Below are 15,135 nucleotides of genomic sequence, written 5' to 3' on the forward strand. Positions count from 1 at the left end.
ATTTCGCCAAACATCCCACCCCGGAATGGCTTTCAGGGTTTACAGCAGGGCCGCCCCACACAAAAGCAATCGGCTTAATTTTCAAATGCTAAGAAATTATTTATTTACCTGTGATAATTATATCCTTCTTCAAAGGCCTTCAGGTTGACGTCTAAAACCTTGGCCGGAACCACCTCATGGATGGCATCCGCAAATATCTGCCTGTCAATTCCGATAAGCCGTGCCATCACACCCAAAAGCACGATATTTACAGCCTTAATTGTACCGCACCGCCGGGCAATTTTCAAAGCATCGAGTGAATATATGCTGTGTTCGGCCTTAAGTGTTTCCAGAATATTTTCGGGATATTCTGCCTTTCCTATAATGACCGGCATCGGATCAATTTCCTGCTCATTTATTATCATTTTGCCGTCTCCGGTAAGGTAATCGATCCATCTTAATGCTTCCAGCTCTTCAAAGGCAATTATCAGATCGGCTTCACCCTTTTCGATCAGCGGTGAATAGACTTTCTTTCCGAACCTGACATAGGTAACCACACTTCCGCCTCTCTGGGACATTCCATGCACTTCCGAAACCTTTACATCAAAATCCATTTTTAATGCAACAGTGCCCAGTATTTTGCTGGCCAGCAAAGTTCCCTGTCCGCCCACACCAACTATCAACAAATTCAATTTATCCATTTTAAGTGTCCATCCTTTCTATTGCATCAAAGCTACAGACTTTTGTACACAGCTTGCAGCCAACGCAAAGCGCAGGATTGATCTCCAGGTGGTCTTTTTTGTCAACTATGGCTGGACATCCTATTTTCATACAGGCTCTGCAGGTTTTGCACTTTTCCCTGGAAATCTTCCGGCTGCCTTCAAATTTAACACTTTTCAACAGGGCACAGGGTCTCTGTGATATGATAACCGACGGCTCATCTGCTTCTATCTCGGCTTTTACCACTTTTTCAAGCTCTTTTACATCAAAGGGATCAACCACTGTAACCCTTTCTATCCCCACAGCCTTGCAGAGCAGCTCAAGATCCACCTGTCTGGTGGGTTCTCCCTTGATTGTAAAGCCGGTGGTAGGATTGTGCTGGTGTCCGGTCATACCTGTTATGGAGTTGTCCAATATCATCACGGTTGAATTTCCCTTGTTATATACTACGTCAATAAGTCCTGTAATCCCCGAATGAATAAAGGTTGAATCCCCGATAACCGCTACCGTCTTCTTTCTGAATTCACTGCCCCGGGCCTTTTCCATACCATGTGCCACACCAATGCTGGCACCCATGCAGATACAGGTGTCCATACATTCGTTGGGAGGCAGTGCACCGAGAGTATAGCAGCCTATGTCCCCGCTTACATTTAATTTTAATTTTTTCAATACGTAGTACATTCCCCGGTGTGGACATCCCGGACACATAACAGGCGGTCTTACAGGTATGGGCTGGCCGGCTTGAACCTGTTGTGAAGCCTCAAACTTTCTGTCAAAAAGCTTTTCGGCTATCAGCTGGGCATTGAGTTCACCCATGACAGGAAGCTTCTGTTTGCCTGTAACCTTGATCCCCATTTTCAAAATCTGGTTCTCAAAGAAAGGTTCCAGTTCCTCAACTACATATAATGTTTTTACCTTTGAAGCAAATTCTGAAATCATTTTTTCAGGTATGGGATGAACCATGCCTATTTTCAGTATTGATGCGTTTGGAGCGGCTTCTTTAACATATTGATATGAGATACCGCTGGTAATGATGCCTACTTCCTCGCTGTCCAGCTCGATTTTGTTGAGTTCACTGGAATTGGAGAACTCCCTGAGGGCTGCCATTCTTTTTTCCACTTCAACATGTCTTCTTCTGGCCATTGCAGGCATCATTACATATTTGTTGGCATCCTTTACATAATCCTTCAGTTTGAAATTCTCCTTATCACCGATTTCCACCGAGCTCTGTGAGTGGGATACCCTGGTGGTAAGGCGGACAATCACAGGACAGTCGAACTGTTCGCTGATTTCAAAAGCATATCTTACAAAATCCTTACATTCCTGACTGTCAGAAGGCTCCAGCATGGGCACTTTTGAAGATCTGGCGTAAAATCTGCTGTCCTGCTCATTCTGCGAGCTGTGCATTCCCGGATCATCCGCCACCATAATAACAAGACCGCCGTTTACTCCAGAATAGGAAACAGTAAACAGCGGGTCGGCGGCAACATTAAGTCCTACGTGCTTCATTGAGCATATGGCCCTTGCCCCTCCGATAGATGCTCCGATAGCAACTTCCAGGGCCACCTTTTCATTTGGTGACCATTCGGAATATATTTCGTCATATTTTGCTATGTATTCGGTAATTTCAGTGCTGGGCGTACCCGGATAAGCTGCCGCTATGGTGCAGCCCGCCTCATATGCCCCTCTTGCCACAGCTTCGTTGCCAAGCATGAGCTTCTTCATTTTAACCTCCATCCGCGCGCTTGCACACGCTTAATAAGTAATCCAAATTCTCTATAATATTTTAATAATTTATAGCGCTAAACCATTGTTAATATTATAATGGATTATTTTTATAAAAGTCAATTACTATCGGCACAGGAGGCCGGTTGTAATTGACTTCCAAAGCGGAGGCAATTTATTGTGTCAGCAGCTAATCCTCATAGATTATTTCAAGTTTAATTTTATCATAAACGTCTTTCGAATTCCTTGCCAGCATATAAGGTGATAAAATCAGCAGTTCAATCATATTTACCCTGTATTTTTTATTTTTTCTGCCCTCTTTGGGATAGAGTTCATAACTGACAACATTTCTCAATATTATTGGAACCATGACTCCTTTACTGCTGAGAAAGTTCAGTTCCAGTGTTTCAATTTTAGAATCCTGCCGGCTGGTCCAATATGGTTTATAGCCGACCGCCATAAGTTTTCCGTCTATTCCAAGCTCCATACTCCTCAGGGTGTATTGGTTCCTGAGCATATCTGAAAATATGTTCTTCAACCTGTCAATATCCATATAATCCAAGTACTATTCCTCCCTTAGAAAAGCTATAAACGCTCTAATATATATTATGTTGTGTAAACATAATATGTTACATCGGCCGATGCTGAAGGAATACTTTCAACATTTACAGTCACTTATTTTTATAAAAAAATGGGTGATAATATATGGTATATACTATATTTTATGATATAATTCTATGATGATAAAAATAAAAATAATATATACTAATGAGGTCCGAAATGAACACGAGAAAATTTACGTATATAACTACGCTGATACTTGGGACGTTTCTTTTTGCACTTGGAACGTTTTTTATGTTTTATATAAATAATATTGCTCCCGAGCCGGGCTCGGATACACCCATACCTCATATATTAAACGGTCTTAGCGGTACAAAGAAAAACGATCCCATGAATTTTCTTGTACTCGTTGGGGATAAATCCAGCGGTAATACCGATTCAATGATGGTTGCAAACTATAATCCCGATACAAAGCAGATAAGCATTGTCACCATTCCCCGTGACACCCATGTCAAGCTCAGGAACAATATCCTGCCCAAGATAAATGCGGCATATGCTGCCGGGGGCAGAGAACATGACGGTGCCATGTACGCGGCTGAAATAGTAAGCAACCTTACAGGTATTAACATAAATTACTATGTCCACATAAATATTTCTTCCATTAAGAAAATAACCGATATGCTGGGAGGAGTCAGTTTTGATGTGCCTGCCGACTTAAGATATGAAGATCCTACCCAGGACCTGTACATCAATTTGAAAAAAGGCTACCAGCTCCTGGACGGCGACAAGGTTGAACAGCTGCTGAGGTTCAGAAAACCAAACGAAAGGCTTTATTCCCGTGAGGAATTAAAGGAATTGAGAAAGTTCTATGACGGCAGTGACATCAAAAGAACTGAAATGCAGGTAAAATTTATTAAGGAGTTTATAGGACAAAAGCTGAATATCCAATATCTGCCCAAATTTAATTCGGTAATCAATTACGCTTTTGAAAACATTATAACAAATATGATGTTAAGTGACGCGTTAAAACTGACCTCCGGTGTGATCAATATCTCGGCCGACAATTTTAATTCCTTCAGGCTGGACGGTGAGGACAAGATAATTAACGGCGGTTGGTTCTATGAATATAACGGTAAGATTATCAATATTGACTCCAAGGAATCCCTTCCGGCCGAAGACATCGTATCCCGGTACTTTAAATCAGCAGGCGGAATTGTTACTCCTTCCGAGTTGTTTGTGCCGAAACACCGGGATGATGAAGACGACAAGCCAACAAAAAAGCCTGCAAGATCAACCGTGAAAAACCCTTCAAATTCTCAAACGGATTCAAAGGGTAACGGAAAAGACAAACCTTAGTTTTATTTTTTATATGATATGAAATGACAAGCGTTAGTCAGGTGTCGGCCTGCTAACGCTTTATTTATCAATAATTATGCAGTGTTATCATGAATAATTTACTTGTGTCTCGGAGATCTTTTCACAAGTACGGCCGCTTTTGTAATGGCAGCAATGACATCCACTTCAAACTGATTTCTAAGAGCATTTGCCTTTGAATACAGCTCTCCTTTTTCAGTTGCTATGTATTTGGGAGGCAGGTCATTTAATGCAAGGGCTGCAATATCCATGACGCACATCTCACATTTGCACATGTTTATGTCGTCAAGGACACCTTCCATTAAATTTAAGACCACTTCTTCCATATAATTTTTTATAACAACCATTTTTATCCTCCTTATACAAATCACATGCATTTTACAAAATTAATAAAAAATAATCTTTTTATCTTATGTATTATTCGGTATTTATTTTATAATTCCTCTAATTTATTTATAAGATTTAATATTTCAACGGCATGATTTTTGGAGACGGCTTTGCCTGTCCATATCTCAAATGCAGATATTCCTTGATTTATCAGCATTCCAAAACCATTTCGCACTTTGCAGCCTCTCAATTCTGCCTGTTTAAGAAACTCAGTTTTTCGGGGAGTATAAATAATATCATATACCAGCTGATGCCTTTGGAATTCAAAGCTGAAGTCAAACGGGATTCTAGCTTCATATGTACTCATTCCTGCCGGTGTGGTGTTTATAACTATATCACTGCTTTTGAAGCAATCTGAAAATCCCGGCTCCTCCGGAACGATACCTGTTACAATACTGCCGAAATTGTTTTTAACCAGTTCAACGATATTCTCTGCATTGGCCAGGGTTCTGTTGACAATCGTCAGATGCTTTACCCCTTCAGCTGCCAGCTTCACCGCCAGAGCCCTTGCAGTGCCTCCGGCTCCAAGCAGTACGACCTTTTTGCCTGCAAAACCGGTTTCAAAAGCATCCCTGAAATCCCGGGCAAACCCTTCCGCGTCGGTGTTGTACCCTTTCAGTCTGCCTTCGATATTTTTGACAGTATTGACAGCTCCCATCAGGAGAGCATCATTTGAAATATCATCAAGATATTTAATGATTTCCTTTTTATAGGGTACCGTAACATTAAAACCGATGAAGTTCTGGGCCTTAAAGCCGTTAACCGCCCTCTCCAGTTCCCCTTCGTTGACATGTATTGGTACATAGATGGCATTTATATTATATTCTCTGAATAAAGTATTATGAATGTACGGAGATTTTGTATGTTCCACCGGACAGCCGATCAGCCCCAGAAGCCCGGTTTTTCCATTGACGGTTTCTACAAGATTCATATAAAAGCTCCTCTCCCCATTAATTATTTTTTGTATCTGGCTTTTTCCATGGCCAGCCTGTTTTTCTTCCAGAGCTCTCTTCTTTTGAGCTGGTGCTCGAGTTTTTTCATATACCTGGCAAGAATGAGCTTTTCAGGCCACCGCTTAACTCTCACATACAGAATTTCCCTTTTATCTATGGGTTTGACCAGTATTGTGAGCATATTGGCTTTATTGCCGCCATGGATGTCGGTAAATACCTGGTCTCCCACAACTGCAATGCTTTCCGGCTCGAGCTCCAGTACGTCGGCCGCTTTTAAAAAGGCCCTGCCTGAAGGTTTGTACGCTCTGTGGATTGCTGTTACCGCAATCTCCCTGTTGAACCTTATAACCCGTTTCCGGGCCGCATTGGATAAAATACATACCTTGAAGCCTCTTTTTTTAAGTTCCCCAATCCAGGTAATGGCGTTTTGGTCGGCATCCTTGCTGTGCATTGGAACAAGCGTATTGTCTATGTCCAGTATGAAACCCTTTATGCCTTTTTTTTCAAGCATATCCAGGTCTATATGCCTTATGCTGTCATAATATAAATCAGGATAATACTTCTCGATCATTTGTTATTTTCCTCCATTAATTTATTAATAATAACAAAAGATTGGCTGCTGCACAAGCTTTCAATAGTATTAGTATCATTTAAAACATGAAATTAAATACTTAATTTCCGTATTTCAATTTTTATTATTGCTGTTCAAATTCATTTTTCTATTTCAAGTATACGGTTTTCAAGGCAAAGCTGTAAATCCAGCTTTTTGACCGTTCCGTTAAAGAATTTGATTTCCACCGTCTGTCCTGATATGGGATTTGGCTGATCTGGAGGTTCTATTGATATAACGGCACCTCTTCCAAATTTTGAATGCTTTACAATCATTCCTTCTCCCAAACCGACCGCAAAGTCATTTTTTACAAGCCGGTTAACCTCCTTTACAAATATTGAAGGCATATGCTTTTCAAGATTGGCAGAAGCAGGATATATCAGGAACAGCTCCTGCCTGGCCCTTGTCATACCCACATAAAAAAGCCTTCTTTCCTCCTCCAGTTCGGTCAGGTCTTTTGTTTCGGAGGCCTTTTCAAGCACCTTGTCCCCCGGAAGCTCGCTGTTTATGAGGTCTATGAGGAATACACCGTCGTATTCCAGCCCTTTTGAGGAATGCATTGTGCTAAGGGTAATATCCAAATCCACTTCCTGCTCTTTTATTTTATTATCTCCTTCAAAGAGGTTATCCAATTCAGTCAGTCTGCCCAGGAACTCCAGCAGTGTCTGACAGTTGCAGGCAATCCCCTGCAGAATATCAAACAGTTTCCAGAGGTATTCGAAAGAAAGCCCTGCAAGCCGGCAATATTCCCTAATGCTGTCCAGATAATTAAAATTGGTCTTAATATATTCCAGGGCATTCCAGGGCCGCTTTTTTGCCAGGTTTGAAAACTCCAGTTTCAATTCCTGCAAACTGTTTATCTGAAAGGGTTTCAGCTCCACACCATTCATAATGCGGTCAATTACCGGCCTGCCTCCGTTTCCTTCCATGGCGCATTCCAGCATTGCTTTTGATATGTACCTGTTCATTTTGTAATATATCTTTGAGAAGGCCTCCACATCCTGGGGGTCAAGCGCGAAGTGCAGAAACGCCGTTACCTCCTGTACCAGCCAGTGCTTAAAGAAGTACAGCCTGTTTTGCCGTACCTTGAAGGGCAGTTTGTTTCTATCAAGCAAATCTGCTATAAGTATTGAAGACAGGTTGTTTCTGTACAGGACGGCAACTTGCTTTTTTCTTCGTCTGCCTCCGTTTTCGCATTTAATGTCATTTATTCCGGATTTAAGCCTGTCCAAAACAAACTTCAACTGTTCCTGCTGATCCCTGACTTTGACTATTTCCGGTTCTTTAGCAGCCAAATTGCAGGTTACATGATTTTTTTCATACCTGTTTTTATTTTGTTTTATAAAACTGCTGCTGAGCTTTACAATATTTTCAGAAGAGCGGTAATTGTTCTCAAGTCTGAATATCCTGCAGCCTTCAAATTGCTTTTCAAAATCCAGGATGTTCCCGGGCTCTGCTCCCCGGAAGCCGTATATTGACTGGTCGTCATCGGCCACCATAAACAGGTTCCGGTTTTGGGCCGACAATAGTTTTATTATCTCAAACTGTATTTTTGAAAGATCCTGTCCTTCATCCACCTGTATATAGCCGTACCTGTTTCTGTACCTCTGAAGCAGTGCGGGATATTTTGAAAGGATATTGAAGGCATAGGTGAGCATATCGTCAAAATCAATCAGAAGGTTGCTTCTCTTATAATCCTCATAGGCCTTGTATATCAGGGAAAATTTTTTGGTGCTGGTGTTCAGCTCCTCAAAGTCCTTTATAAGACTGTTTTTAACAAGACCAATTTCATTTATGAGATTTTCCAGCTCATCATCGCCGATCCTTGAATTATTTATGTTCTGGTAAATATCCTTGAGCAGCTGGTGCTTGCTCACATCCTGGTCATTTCCTTCAATGCGCTTAAGTGTCCTGCCTTTCATCCCTTCATAATCCCGTACAACTCTGTTGCAAAAGCTGTGCAGCGTTGCAAAATGTACTTTCTCAGGGATTTCAGCGCCATAAAGCCTGCTAAAGCGCTTATCCATCTCCAATTGGGCAGCCTTATTAAAGGTCAAGGTCAATATACTCCTCGGGTCAACACCTGCTTCCCTGATTAAGTACGTAGCCCTTGCGGTTATTACAGTTGTCTTTCCCGAACCCGGCCCTGCCAGAATCAGCGCTGGACCAGTTACATGGCATGCGGCCTTCCTTTGTTCGGCATTTAAATCTATACCGTATTTGCTTTTCATTGTGTCAAAAAAGTTCAAATCAACCTTCCTTCCAAAACTGTTCGAGCCTTGCCTGAAGCTCTGCAGTGCTTCTTACTCCTCTGGAGTGCTCCCAATGCTTTGGGAACAGATTTTTGTAAGTTCTGTGAGAGAACCTCTCGTCGACCAGCAGAACCATCCCCCTGTCGCTTTCGGAGCGTATGACCCGTCCGGCAGCCTGCAGCACCTTGTTCATTCCGGGATACATATAGGCATTTTCATAGCCCATCCCGTTTTTCCTTTGAAAATAATCCATGATGATATCCTGTTCCACACTGATTTGGGGCAGGCCCACACCTATAATTATTGCTCCGATCAGCCTCTCTCCTTTTAAATCAATACCTTCTGAAAATATTCCCCCAAGGACTCCGAAGCATACCATGGAAGCGGCTTTATCAGGCTGGAACCTGTTCAGAAAGCTCTCTCTTTCTTCCTCAGTCATGAAGCTCTCCTGAACAAATGTCTCAATTTCAGGATATTTTTCCAGAAACCTTGAATATACTTCGTTCATATATTTATAGGAGGGAAAATAGACAAGATAATTTCCCTTGCGCTTCCCAACTGCGGCCTTTATTATTTCCACAATGGAGTCATAGCTGTTTTCACGGTTTTTGTATTTGGTGGATACTCCGCTCTCCACCAGCAGGCAGAGTTTCCTGTTATCAAAGGGAGAGCACAGATTGATATTATAGTCCTCGCTGTCACCGCCCAGGATGTCCATAAAATAACTCAGCGGCGTCAGGGTTGCCGAAAAGAAAACAGCCGTCTTGCCTCTCTTGACTGCCTCGGCCAGCAGGTAGGAAGGATCGACGCAAAACAGCTTGACCCTTACTTCGCTTCGGCCTGCCTCAATAAAGGTGACATATCTTTGGTCAAAAAACTCTGAAATCTTCAAAAAGGAGATAGCGCTGAAATATACTTCAAGCAGCTGTTCAAAGCCTTCGATATCCTTGTTCTGGTTTTTTACAATCCATTCCTCGGCCTCGGTTATAAAGTTGTTAAGAAGTCTATACAGATCACTCAGTTCACTTTTGTGAATAATAAATCCATCCTGGCCGCACTGTTTTCTCAGCGCAACCATATGCATATTTATCCTGTTGAGGCATTTTACTATCTTCGGCTGGTGATTTTTCATGGCCTTCTTTGCTTCAAAGAAAGCAGCCTTGCTTATCTGGGCCGAAAACATCTCCCTTGCCCTGTCCACAAGGTTATGGGCCTCGTCCACCAGGAAGGCATAATCACCGTCATTGTTCAGAAAAAATCTCTTGAGATATACTCTGGGATCAAACACGTAGTTGTAATCACATATGATGCAATCTGCCCAAAGCGACAGATCCAGTGCAAATTCAAAGGGGCACACCCTGTGCTTTCGGGCGTACTCTTCAATAATTTCTCTGGTCAGGTATTCAGAGTTCTGCAATATATCAGTCAATGCATCATTGACCCTGTTATAATGCCCCCTTGCATACTCGCAAAAGTCAGGATTGCAGATGACTTCATCCCTGAAACATATCTTCTCCTTGGCAGTCAGTGTCAAGGTCCGGAATTTAAGACCGGCTGTCCTCATTTTAGTAAAGGCCTCCTCAGCCACCTGCCTTGTTATGGTTTTCGCAGTCAAATAGAAAATTTTTGATATGTGCTGCTCTCCAAAGGCTTTTACTGCCGGAAAAAGAGTTGATATGGTCTTTCCAATGCCCGTGGGGGCCTGAACAAAAAGCTTTTTTTCCTGTACTATTGTTTTATATGCTGCAACAGCCAGTTCTCTCTGCCCTTTGCGGTAATTTTCAAAGGGAAAGCGGAGCTCCCTGATGGACATATCCCGCAAAGTATTCCAGCTGTCCGACATACTTGCCCATACAAGGTACCTGTCCAAAAGCCCGCTCATAAATTCCTGGAGCTCCTGAAAGGCAAAGGGCTTCCGTATTATTTTCTTCTCTTCGGTATCTATCTGGAAATAGGTAAGCTGAACAAAAATGTCTTTCAGCTCATTTTGGATACAATAAATATAAGCATAGCATTTTGCCTGTGCCCAGTGCAGCAGACTGAATTCGTCGTCAATATATTCCAGCGGTCTCGCTGTTGACTTTATTTCATCGATGACCATGCCTTCCGGTTCGGTTATTATTCCGTCAGCCCTGCCCTCCAGCCTGATAGTGAAGCTTTCCAGCTGATAGTCAAAGGACAGGTACACTTCCTTTGCATACTTGTCTCCGCTTTCCTTCTGTATCCTCTGATGGATTCTGGTGCCCTCCAGCATGCGGTTGGAAGAGACAAGCCTGTTGTCGATATCCCCCGACCGCAGTACAAGTTCGACAAGATTTCTGATTGAAATTTTTATCTGAGCTTTTTCCATACTTTTTCCCTAACACCGACCCTTACATTAGTATGGTAATTATAGCACAAACCGAACAGATGTTCAATTTACATTTTATCGCCGGCAGAGTCACATCTGACAGCTGGATTTTTTAAACCAGCATTTCAATTTCTTCTTCGGTAAGGGTAATCTCGGCCGCCATCATGCAATCGTTAAGCTGGTCAAGGTTAGTACAGCCTATAATAGCCGACCCGTTTAACCTGTTGTCCATAATATAGTTCAATGCCACGGCAGTCCTGCTGTAGCCTTTTTTCCGGCATAGTTTGAGTAAATTGTTATAGCGGTTGATGTTCTCCAGTGTCAAGAATTTTTGGAGTTTCGAGGGAACATATTCAAGACCCCTTTCGTTGGCTTTGGAGTATAAGCCGTTAGCCTGGGAAGAATACGCCATTACCGGCATTCCCATCTCAACATATTGCCGGTATTCTTTTGGATTCATACAGACAAGGGTTAAATCATTAAAATTCTGAGGGAAACATTCGGCCAGACTCCACTGGATCTGTGAAATCACAAGCTTTGTTTTGTCATATTCCATGGCATAGGCATTAGCTTCCTTAATCCTTTCACAGGTCCAGTTGGAAACTCCGACAGCCCTTGCCTTACCTTGCTGAACCAGAATATGCAGAGTATCCATGATTTCATTGACAGGTATATTTACATCGTCCCTGTGTAAAAGATATAAATCCACATAATCAGTTTGCAAAGTCTCAAGGCTTTTATCCATATCCCCCAGGATATCTTCCTTTGAAAGCCGTGATACGCCTGCTGCTGCGGGATGACCGCCCTTTGTAGCCAGAATTATTTCTTTTCTGTTATTTCTGGACTTTATCCATTCGCCTATAGTACGCTCACTGGCTGAATGACCATTTTCAAGCCAGTCACAATAGACCCTGGCAGTGTCAAATGTATTGCCTCCACGCTCTATGTATTTATCCATCAATTCAAAGGACTGCTCCCTGGTCAGGGTTGTACCGAATTGAACTCCTCCCAGGATAATCCTGGAAATCCTGATTGATTTATTGTCAGCATCAGATATTTCGAAATATTTCATAACGACAGGCCTCCCGCTTTATGTAATTTTACAAACACCATGCATTAAATGTTACTTTATATGTATCAAAAATTCAAGCCTGTTAAGAACTTTAACAGGCTTGCGGTGGTTTAAAAGCTTTTGCTGGGTTAGATACTGACTCCCGGAGCAAATGTCGAGCAGTCTGTCTCCTGTGATCTTGAAGCATTTCTTGGCTGAACTTCTATTTTATCAGCTGAGCAGTGATCTCCCTGCATGTAGTAGGTGCAGGTATTAACAACACATTTTATTCCCTGGTTTGGATGATCCATCTTAGTAGCTTTCATGTCACAATTCCTCCAAAAAATTTTTTGTATTTATTTCTTATTAATATTATTTGGCTTAGAGGAATTTTTATTCTTATAATAATTTGGCATTTTAATATTCTATGATAATTACCTTCTGGCCTTACCCGTTATATGCTCAATACTTATTTTCATCACTTTTGGAACATTTATATCTCTTTCAAGATACTTCATCCCTTTTTCCATAAATTCTCCGGAATATTTTTTCAATATGGCAATCAAAGCCGTTTCCTTTTCATTTCCGCTGACTTCGGTACAGCATCCGAAAATAATTGTACTTATATATCTATAGCTGAATTTGTCGGGAATGGGCTCGGTATTGCCTGTAACACAGAAAGATACCTTATTGTTATAGGCAATATTGCTCAATTTCGCACCCTCCTGGGCGCAGTGAAAATAAATACTGCCGTCGGAATATGCATAATTCAAAGGCACTCCATAGGCATAACCGTTTTCTCCGACTGTTGAGAGAACTCCGAATTGAGCCTCCTCCAGGAGTTTTATTGCCTCTTCACCGCTGATCTGTCTGTCACTTTTTCTCATTTCCTTAAACATATTTCAGCCTCCGTTTTACATTTAAAAGATTTCGTTATAATAGGTTATTATTTTTTCAGTATACCTTTTTCAATTGAGGTTTCAATAATTTCTTCAGCAAGCCGCCACAACTCGGGTGCATGCTCTTCCAGCATACGGTTCCTCTTAATAACCTTCTCGCTTGTGACACCGGGCTTCTGCCAGGTATGGCCGTTTGTATTATAATTCAGTATCAGCGGCTGCAGTCTGTCCAGACATGCGGCAAATCCGGCTTCCGGGGTACTGAGTTCTTCAAATTCCCTCCAGAGGCTGTAAATCTCCTGGGCCTGATCCTCCGGCAATAGCTTGAACAAGTGCCGGGCTGCTTTCTCCTCCCGCTCGGCTTTGTCTTCAAGGCCCTTTTCATCATAACAGAAGGTATCTCCCGCATCTATTTCAACAAGATCATGAACAAGTATCAGTTTTAAGACCTTCAGGATATCCAGGTTTTTATGGGCTGAATATTCCGACAAAATGACAGCCATTGCTGCCATATGCCAGGAATGTTCGGCATCGTTCTCATTGCGGGTGGTTCCAATGACAACATTCTGCCGGAATATATTTTTTAGCCTGTCAATTTCGGTAATGAACTCTATCTGTTTAAACAGTCTTTCATTTATCATCTGTATTTCTCCCTTGTTATAAATTTTCTCTGCAAACCTTCATAAATCTCATTATAGCAAATATAATCAAAAGTGAAATGAAGCCTTTTTGAAGTGTTCACTGCAGGAAGCCAATGCATGAAAACCAACCGCAAACAATATATATCCTACGATATCTTCTGTTCATACCAAAGCCCCCATCAAAAATTGTTACTATATTCATTTACCGCAAAACTTTTATCAGGTCGGCCGGCAGTGTGTCACAAAGATTATATTTTGCAAACCTGTTTATTCCCGAAATAATATTATCTTTATATAATGATACTTCCCCTTCATTTTCAGCCCAAAAATTTTTGACATTCAATATTTTGCTCTTTTTATCGGTTTCCATTTCAATTCTTCCGATAAATTTACTGCCGCAAAGAACAGGCAAAACGTAATGTCCATACTTCCGCTGGGCAGCGGGAGTATAAACCTCCCATTTGTAATCAAAATCAAATAATTCCTTAATCAGCTTTCTGTCCCAGAGCAAATTGTCCAAAGGTGCAATGATTCGAACACAGTTGTTTTCGAGAGGCCTGTTTTTAGCAGATTGCAGAAATTTAAGATTCCCGGCTGCAATATACAAAGGGTACTCTATGCCATCTACCATAATTTCATGGATATTTCTCTCTTTCAGCAGGGCGTTGAAGGCATTATTTCTCTGCCCGCTTTTCAGGCCACTTATGCCAAGCCAGGCATCACTCTGCCTGTTCCACAAGGCACCGATACTGTTGATCCTGCGTAACACACCCCACTTGAAATATTCTTCATCAGTTGTATTGGGATCTTTCATGGTAAAATACTTTTTAGGAATGAATTTATCAGATAAACAGTAGTATCTCCTTGCACCCTTTTTATGGTGAACTACGGCAAGCCCCGCATAACACATACACTCCAGGGCTGCCTTCGCAAGTCTCTGCGGTCCGTAATGCCAGTCAACCCTTTCTTCAAGTTTAAAATCCGAGGAACAGGCAAATTCATTTTTTTCTAAATATCTTACAATTTTATTTATAGTATCTTTGTGTTCATCACACCAGCTTAAATATCTTTTTCTGAATCTCCCAAAATAAGGCCAATCCTCAACAGAACATATGGACATATTTTTATCCCAAACGTCAAAAAGAGCTCTGTCCTCATAAAGATATTGTTCAATGTCACCCTTCAGGTATTCGCTGCAGCGTGCCTGTAATACCAGATCAGGATTGCGACCTACCACATCCAGCGGATCATACTGAACACATCCTACCTTGCGGATATATTCCACAAGATGACCGCTGCCCGTAAGTCCAGCGTCATCACATAGATGTTGATATTTCACCAGATAGTTGCATATTTGCTGTTTTGTATATTTGTTTTGTAAAGAACCGCTCACTTCTTTCCCTTTCATTTTAACAAGTTTTACAGGTATTACACTAATACAATATACCAAACATATGTTCCTGTCAATAAAATCAAATTCCATTAAATTAAACAAATAAAATTATATTCCCTCAACAGCCTTATTCAGTCATTCGTCGTATAAAACTTATAGTCCTCCGTGTTTTAAATACTTCCAAATATACCCCCTGTAAAATAAATATTTTACCCCTGCAGCCGGAGAATAAATTTTTAT

14 protein-coding genes are annotated in these 15,135 nt (G+C 41.5%); 1 reads left to right on the forward strand and 13 read right to left on the reverse strand.

Annotation, left to right across the window (positions count from 1 at the left end; genetic code table 11):
* Window positions 1-104: 104 nt before the first annotated feature.
* The 3 genes from CTER_RS11955 to CTER_RS11965 all read right to left on the reverse strand — a co-directional run bounded on the left by CTER_RS11955 (window position 105) and on the right by CTER_RS11965 (window position 2,986).
* The gene (locus CTER_RS11955) at window positions 105-680 is read right to left on the reverse strand and encodes an indolepyruvate oxidoreductase subunit beta (protein WP_004625789.1); all 576 of its coding nucleotides are present in this window, start codon (window positions 678-680) and stop codon (window positions 105-107) included.
* A 1-nt stretch (window position 681) separates the two neighbouring features.
* Window positions 682-2,424: an indolepyruvate ferredoxin oxidoreductase subunit alpha gene (gene iorA / locus CTER_RS11960; RefSeq protein ID WP_004625775.1), complete on the reverse strand. Its 1,743-nt coding sequence runs from the start codon at window positions 2,422-2,424 to the stop codon at window positions 682-684.
* Between the two features lie 190 nt (window positions 2,425-2,614).
* Window positions 2,615-2,986 carry a hypothetical protein gene (locus CTER_RS11965; RefSeq protein ID WP_004625823.1) on the reverse strand — a complete coding sequence of 124 codons (372 nt, stop codon included), beginning with the start codon at window positions 2,984-2,986 and terminating at the stop codon, window positions 2,615-2,617.
* Window positions 2,987-3,204: 218 nt separating this feature from the next.
* On the opposite strand from CTER_RS11965, the gene CTER_RS11970 reads away from it, so the two are divergent.
* The gene (locus CTER_RS11970; protein WP_004625840.1) at window positions 3,205-4,341 is read left to right on the forward strand and encodes an LCP family protein; all 1,137 of its coding nucleotides are present in this window, start codon (window positions 3,205-3,207) and stop codon (window positions 4,339-4,341) included.
* Window positions 4,342-4,439: 98 nt separating this feature from the next.
* Here CTER_RS11970 and CTER_RS11975 read toward each other — a convergent pair whose 3' ends face one another.
* From CTER_RS11975 to CTER_RS12015, 10 genes are all read right to left on the reverse strand, one after another.
* Window positions 4,440-4,706 (reverse strand): late competence development ComFB family protein, encoded by a 267-nt coding sequence (locus CTER_RS11975; RefSeq protein ID WP_004625862.1) that lies wholly within the window; start codon window positions 4,704-4,706, stop codon window positions 4,440-4,442.
* Between the two features lie 86 nt (window positions 4,707-4,792).
* Complete coding sequence (gene aroE / locus CTER_RS11980; RefSeq protein ID WP_004625861.1) at window positions 4,793-5,677, reverse strand: shikimate dehydrogenase; 885 nt, start codon at window positions 5,675-5,677, stop codon at window positions 4,793-4,795.
* Between the two features lie 23 nt (window positions 5,678-5,700).
* A complete protein-coding gene (locus tag CTER_RS11985; protein ID WP_004625874.1) occupies window positions 5,701-6,270 on the reverse strand; it encodes a YqeG family HAD IIIA-type phosphatase in 570 nt (189 codons plus the stop codon).
* Between the two features lie 140 nt (window positions 6,271-6,410).
* Window positions 6,411-8,558, reverse strand: a complete 2,148-nt coding sequence (locus CTER_RS11990) for an ATP-dependent helicase (RefSeq protein ID WP_004625801.1) — start codon at window positions 8,556-8,558, stop codon at window positions 6,411-6,413.
* 1 nt (window position 8,559) lies between these two features.
* The gene (locus CTER_RS11995) at window positions 8,560-10,911 is read right to left on the reverse strand and encodes an ATP-dependent DNA helicase (protein ID WP_004625764.1); all 2,352 of its coding nucleotides are present in this window, start codon (window positions 10,909-10,911) and stop codon (window positions 8,560-8,562) included.
* 112 nt (window positions 10,912-11,023) lie between these two features.
* A complete protein-coding gene (locus CTER_RS12000) occupies window positions 11,024-11,983 on the reverse strand; it encodes an aldo/keto reductase (protein WP_004625831.1) in 960 nt (319 codons plus the stop codon).
* Between the two features lie 128 nt (window positions 11,984-12,111).
* The gene (locus tag CTER_RS27615) at window positions 12,112-12,288 is read right to left on the reverse strand and encodes a DUF1540 domain-containing protein (RefSeq protein ID WP_004625725.1); all 177 of its coding nucleotides are present in this window, start codon (window positions 12,286-12,288) and stop codon (window positions 12,112-12,114) included.
* A 108-nt stretch (window positions 12,289-12,396) separates the two neighbouring features.
* Complete coding sequence (locus tag CTER_RS12005; protein WP_004625768.1) at window positions 12,397-12,861, reverse strand: pyridoxamine 5'-phosphate oxidase family protein; 465 nt, start codon at window positions 12,859-12,861, stop codon at window positions 12,397-12,399.
* A 47-nt stretch (window positions 12,862-12,908) separates the two neighbouring features.
* Window positions 12,909-13,502 carry an HD domain-containing protein gene (locus tag CTER_RS12010; protein ID WP_004625866.1) on the reverse strand — a complete coding sequence of 198 codons (594 nt, stop codon included), beginning with the start codon at window positions 13,500-13,502 and terminating at the stop codon, window positions 12,909-12,911.
* A 202-nt stretch (window positions 13,503-13,704) separates the two neighbouring features.
* The gene (locus CTER_RS12015; RefSeq protein WP_004625810.1) at window positions 13,705-14,952 is read right to left on the reverse strand and encodes a DNA glycosylase AlkZ-like family protein; all 1,248 of its coding nucleotides are present in this window, start codon (window positions 14,950-14,952) and stop codon (window positions 13,705-13,707) included.
* Window positions 14,953-15,135: the final 183 nt, after the last annotated feature.

The organism is Ruminiclostridium cellobioparum subsp. termitidis CT1112, assembly GCF_000350485.1.
Classification (GTDB): Bacteria; Bacillota; Clostridia; order Acetivibrionales; family DSM-1351; genus Ruminiclostridium; species Ruminiclostridium termitidis.

Bases quoted from the DNA above. Each gene is read 5' to 3' on its own strand.
- iorA (WP_004625775.1), bottom strand. From the start codon at position 2,424: ATGAAGAAGCTCATGCTTGGCAACGAAGCTGTGGCAAGAGGGGCATAT.
- CTER_RS11995 (WP_004625764.1), bottom strand. From the start codon at position 10,911: ATGGAAAAAGCTCAGATAAAAATTTCAATCAGAAATCTTGTCGAACTT.
- CTER_RS27615 (WP_004625725.1), bottom strand. From the start codon at position 12,288: ATGAAAGCTACTAAGATGGATCATCCAAACCAGGGAATAAAATGTGTT.
- CTER_RS11955 (WP_004625789.1), bottom strand. From the start codon at position 680: ATGGATAAATTGAATTTGTTGATAGTTGGTGTGGGCGGACAGGGAACT.
- aroE (WP_004625861.1), bottom strand. From the start codon at position 5,677: ATGAATCTTGTAGAAACCGTCAATGGAAAAACCGGGCTTCTGGGGCTG.
- CTER_RS11975 (WP_004625862.1), bottom strand. From the start codon at position 4,706: ATGGTTGTTATAAAAAATTATATGGAAGAAGTGGTCTTAAATTTAATG.
- CTER_RS11985 (WP_004625874.1), bottom strand. From the start codon at position 6,270: ATGATCGAGAAGTATTATCCTGATTTATATTATGACAGCATAAGGCAT.
- CTER_RS12010 (WP_004625866.1), bottom strand. From the start codon at position 13,502: ATGATAAATGAAAGACTGTTTAAACAGATAGAGTTCATTACCGAAATT.
- CTER_RS12000 (WP_004625831.1), bottom strand. From the start codon at position 11,983: ATGAAATATTTCGAAATATCTGATGCTGACAATAAATCAATCAGGATT.
- CTER_RS11970 (WP_004625840.1), top strand. From the start codon at position 3,205: ATGAACACGAGAAAATTTACGTATATAACTACGCTGATACTTGGGACG.
- CTER_RS12005 (WP_004625768.1), bottom strand. From the start codon at position 12,861: ATGTTTAAGGAAATGAGAAAAAGTGACAGACAGATCAGCGGTGAAGAG.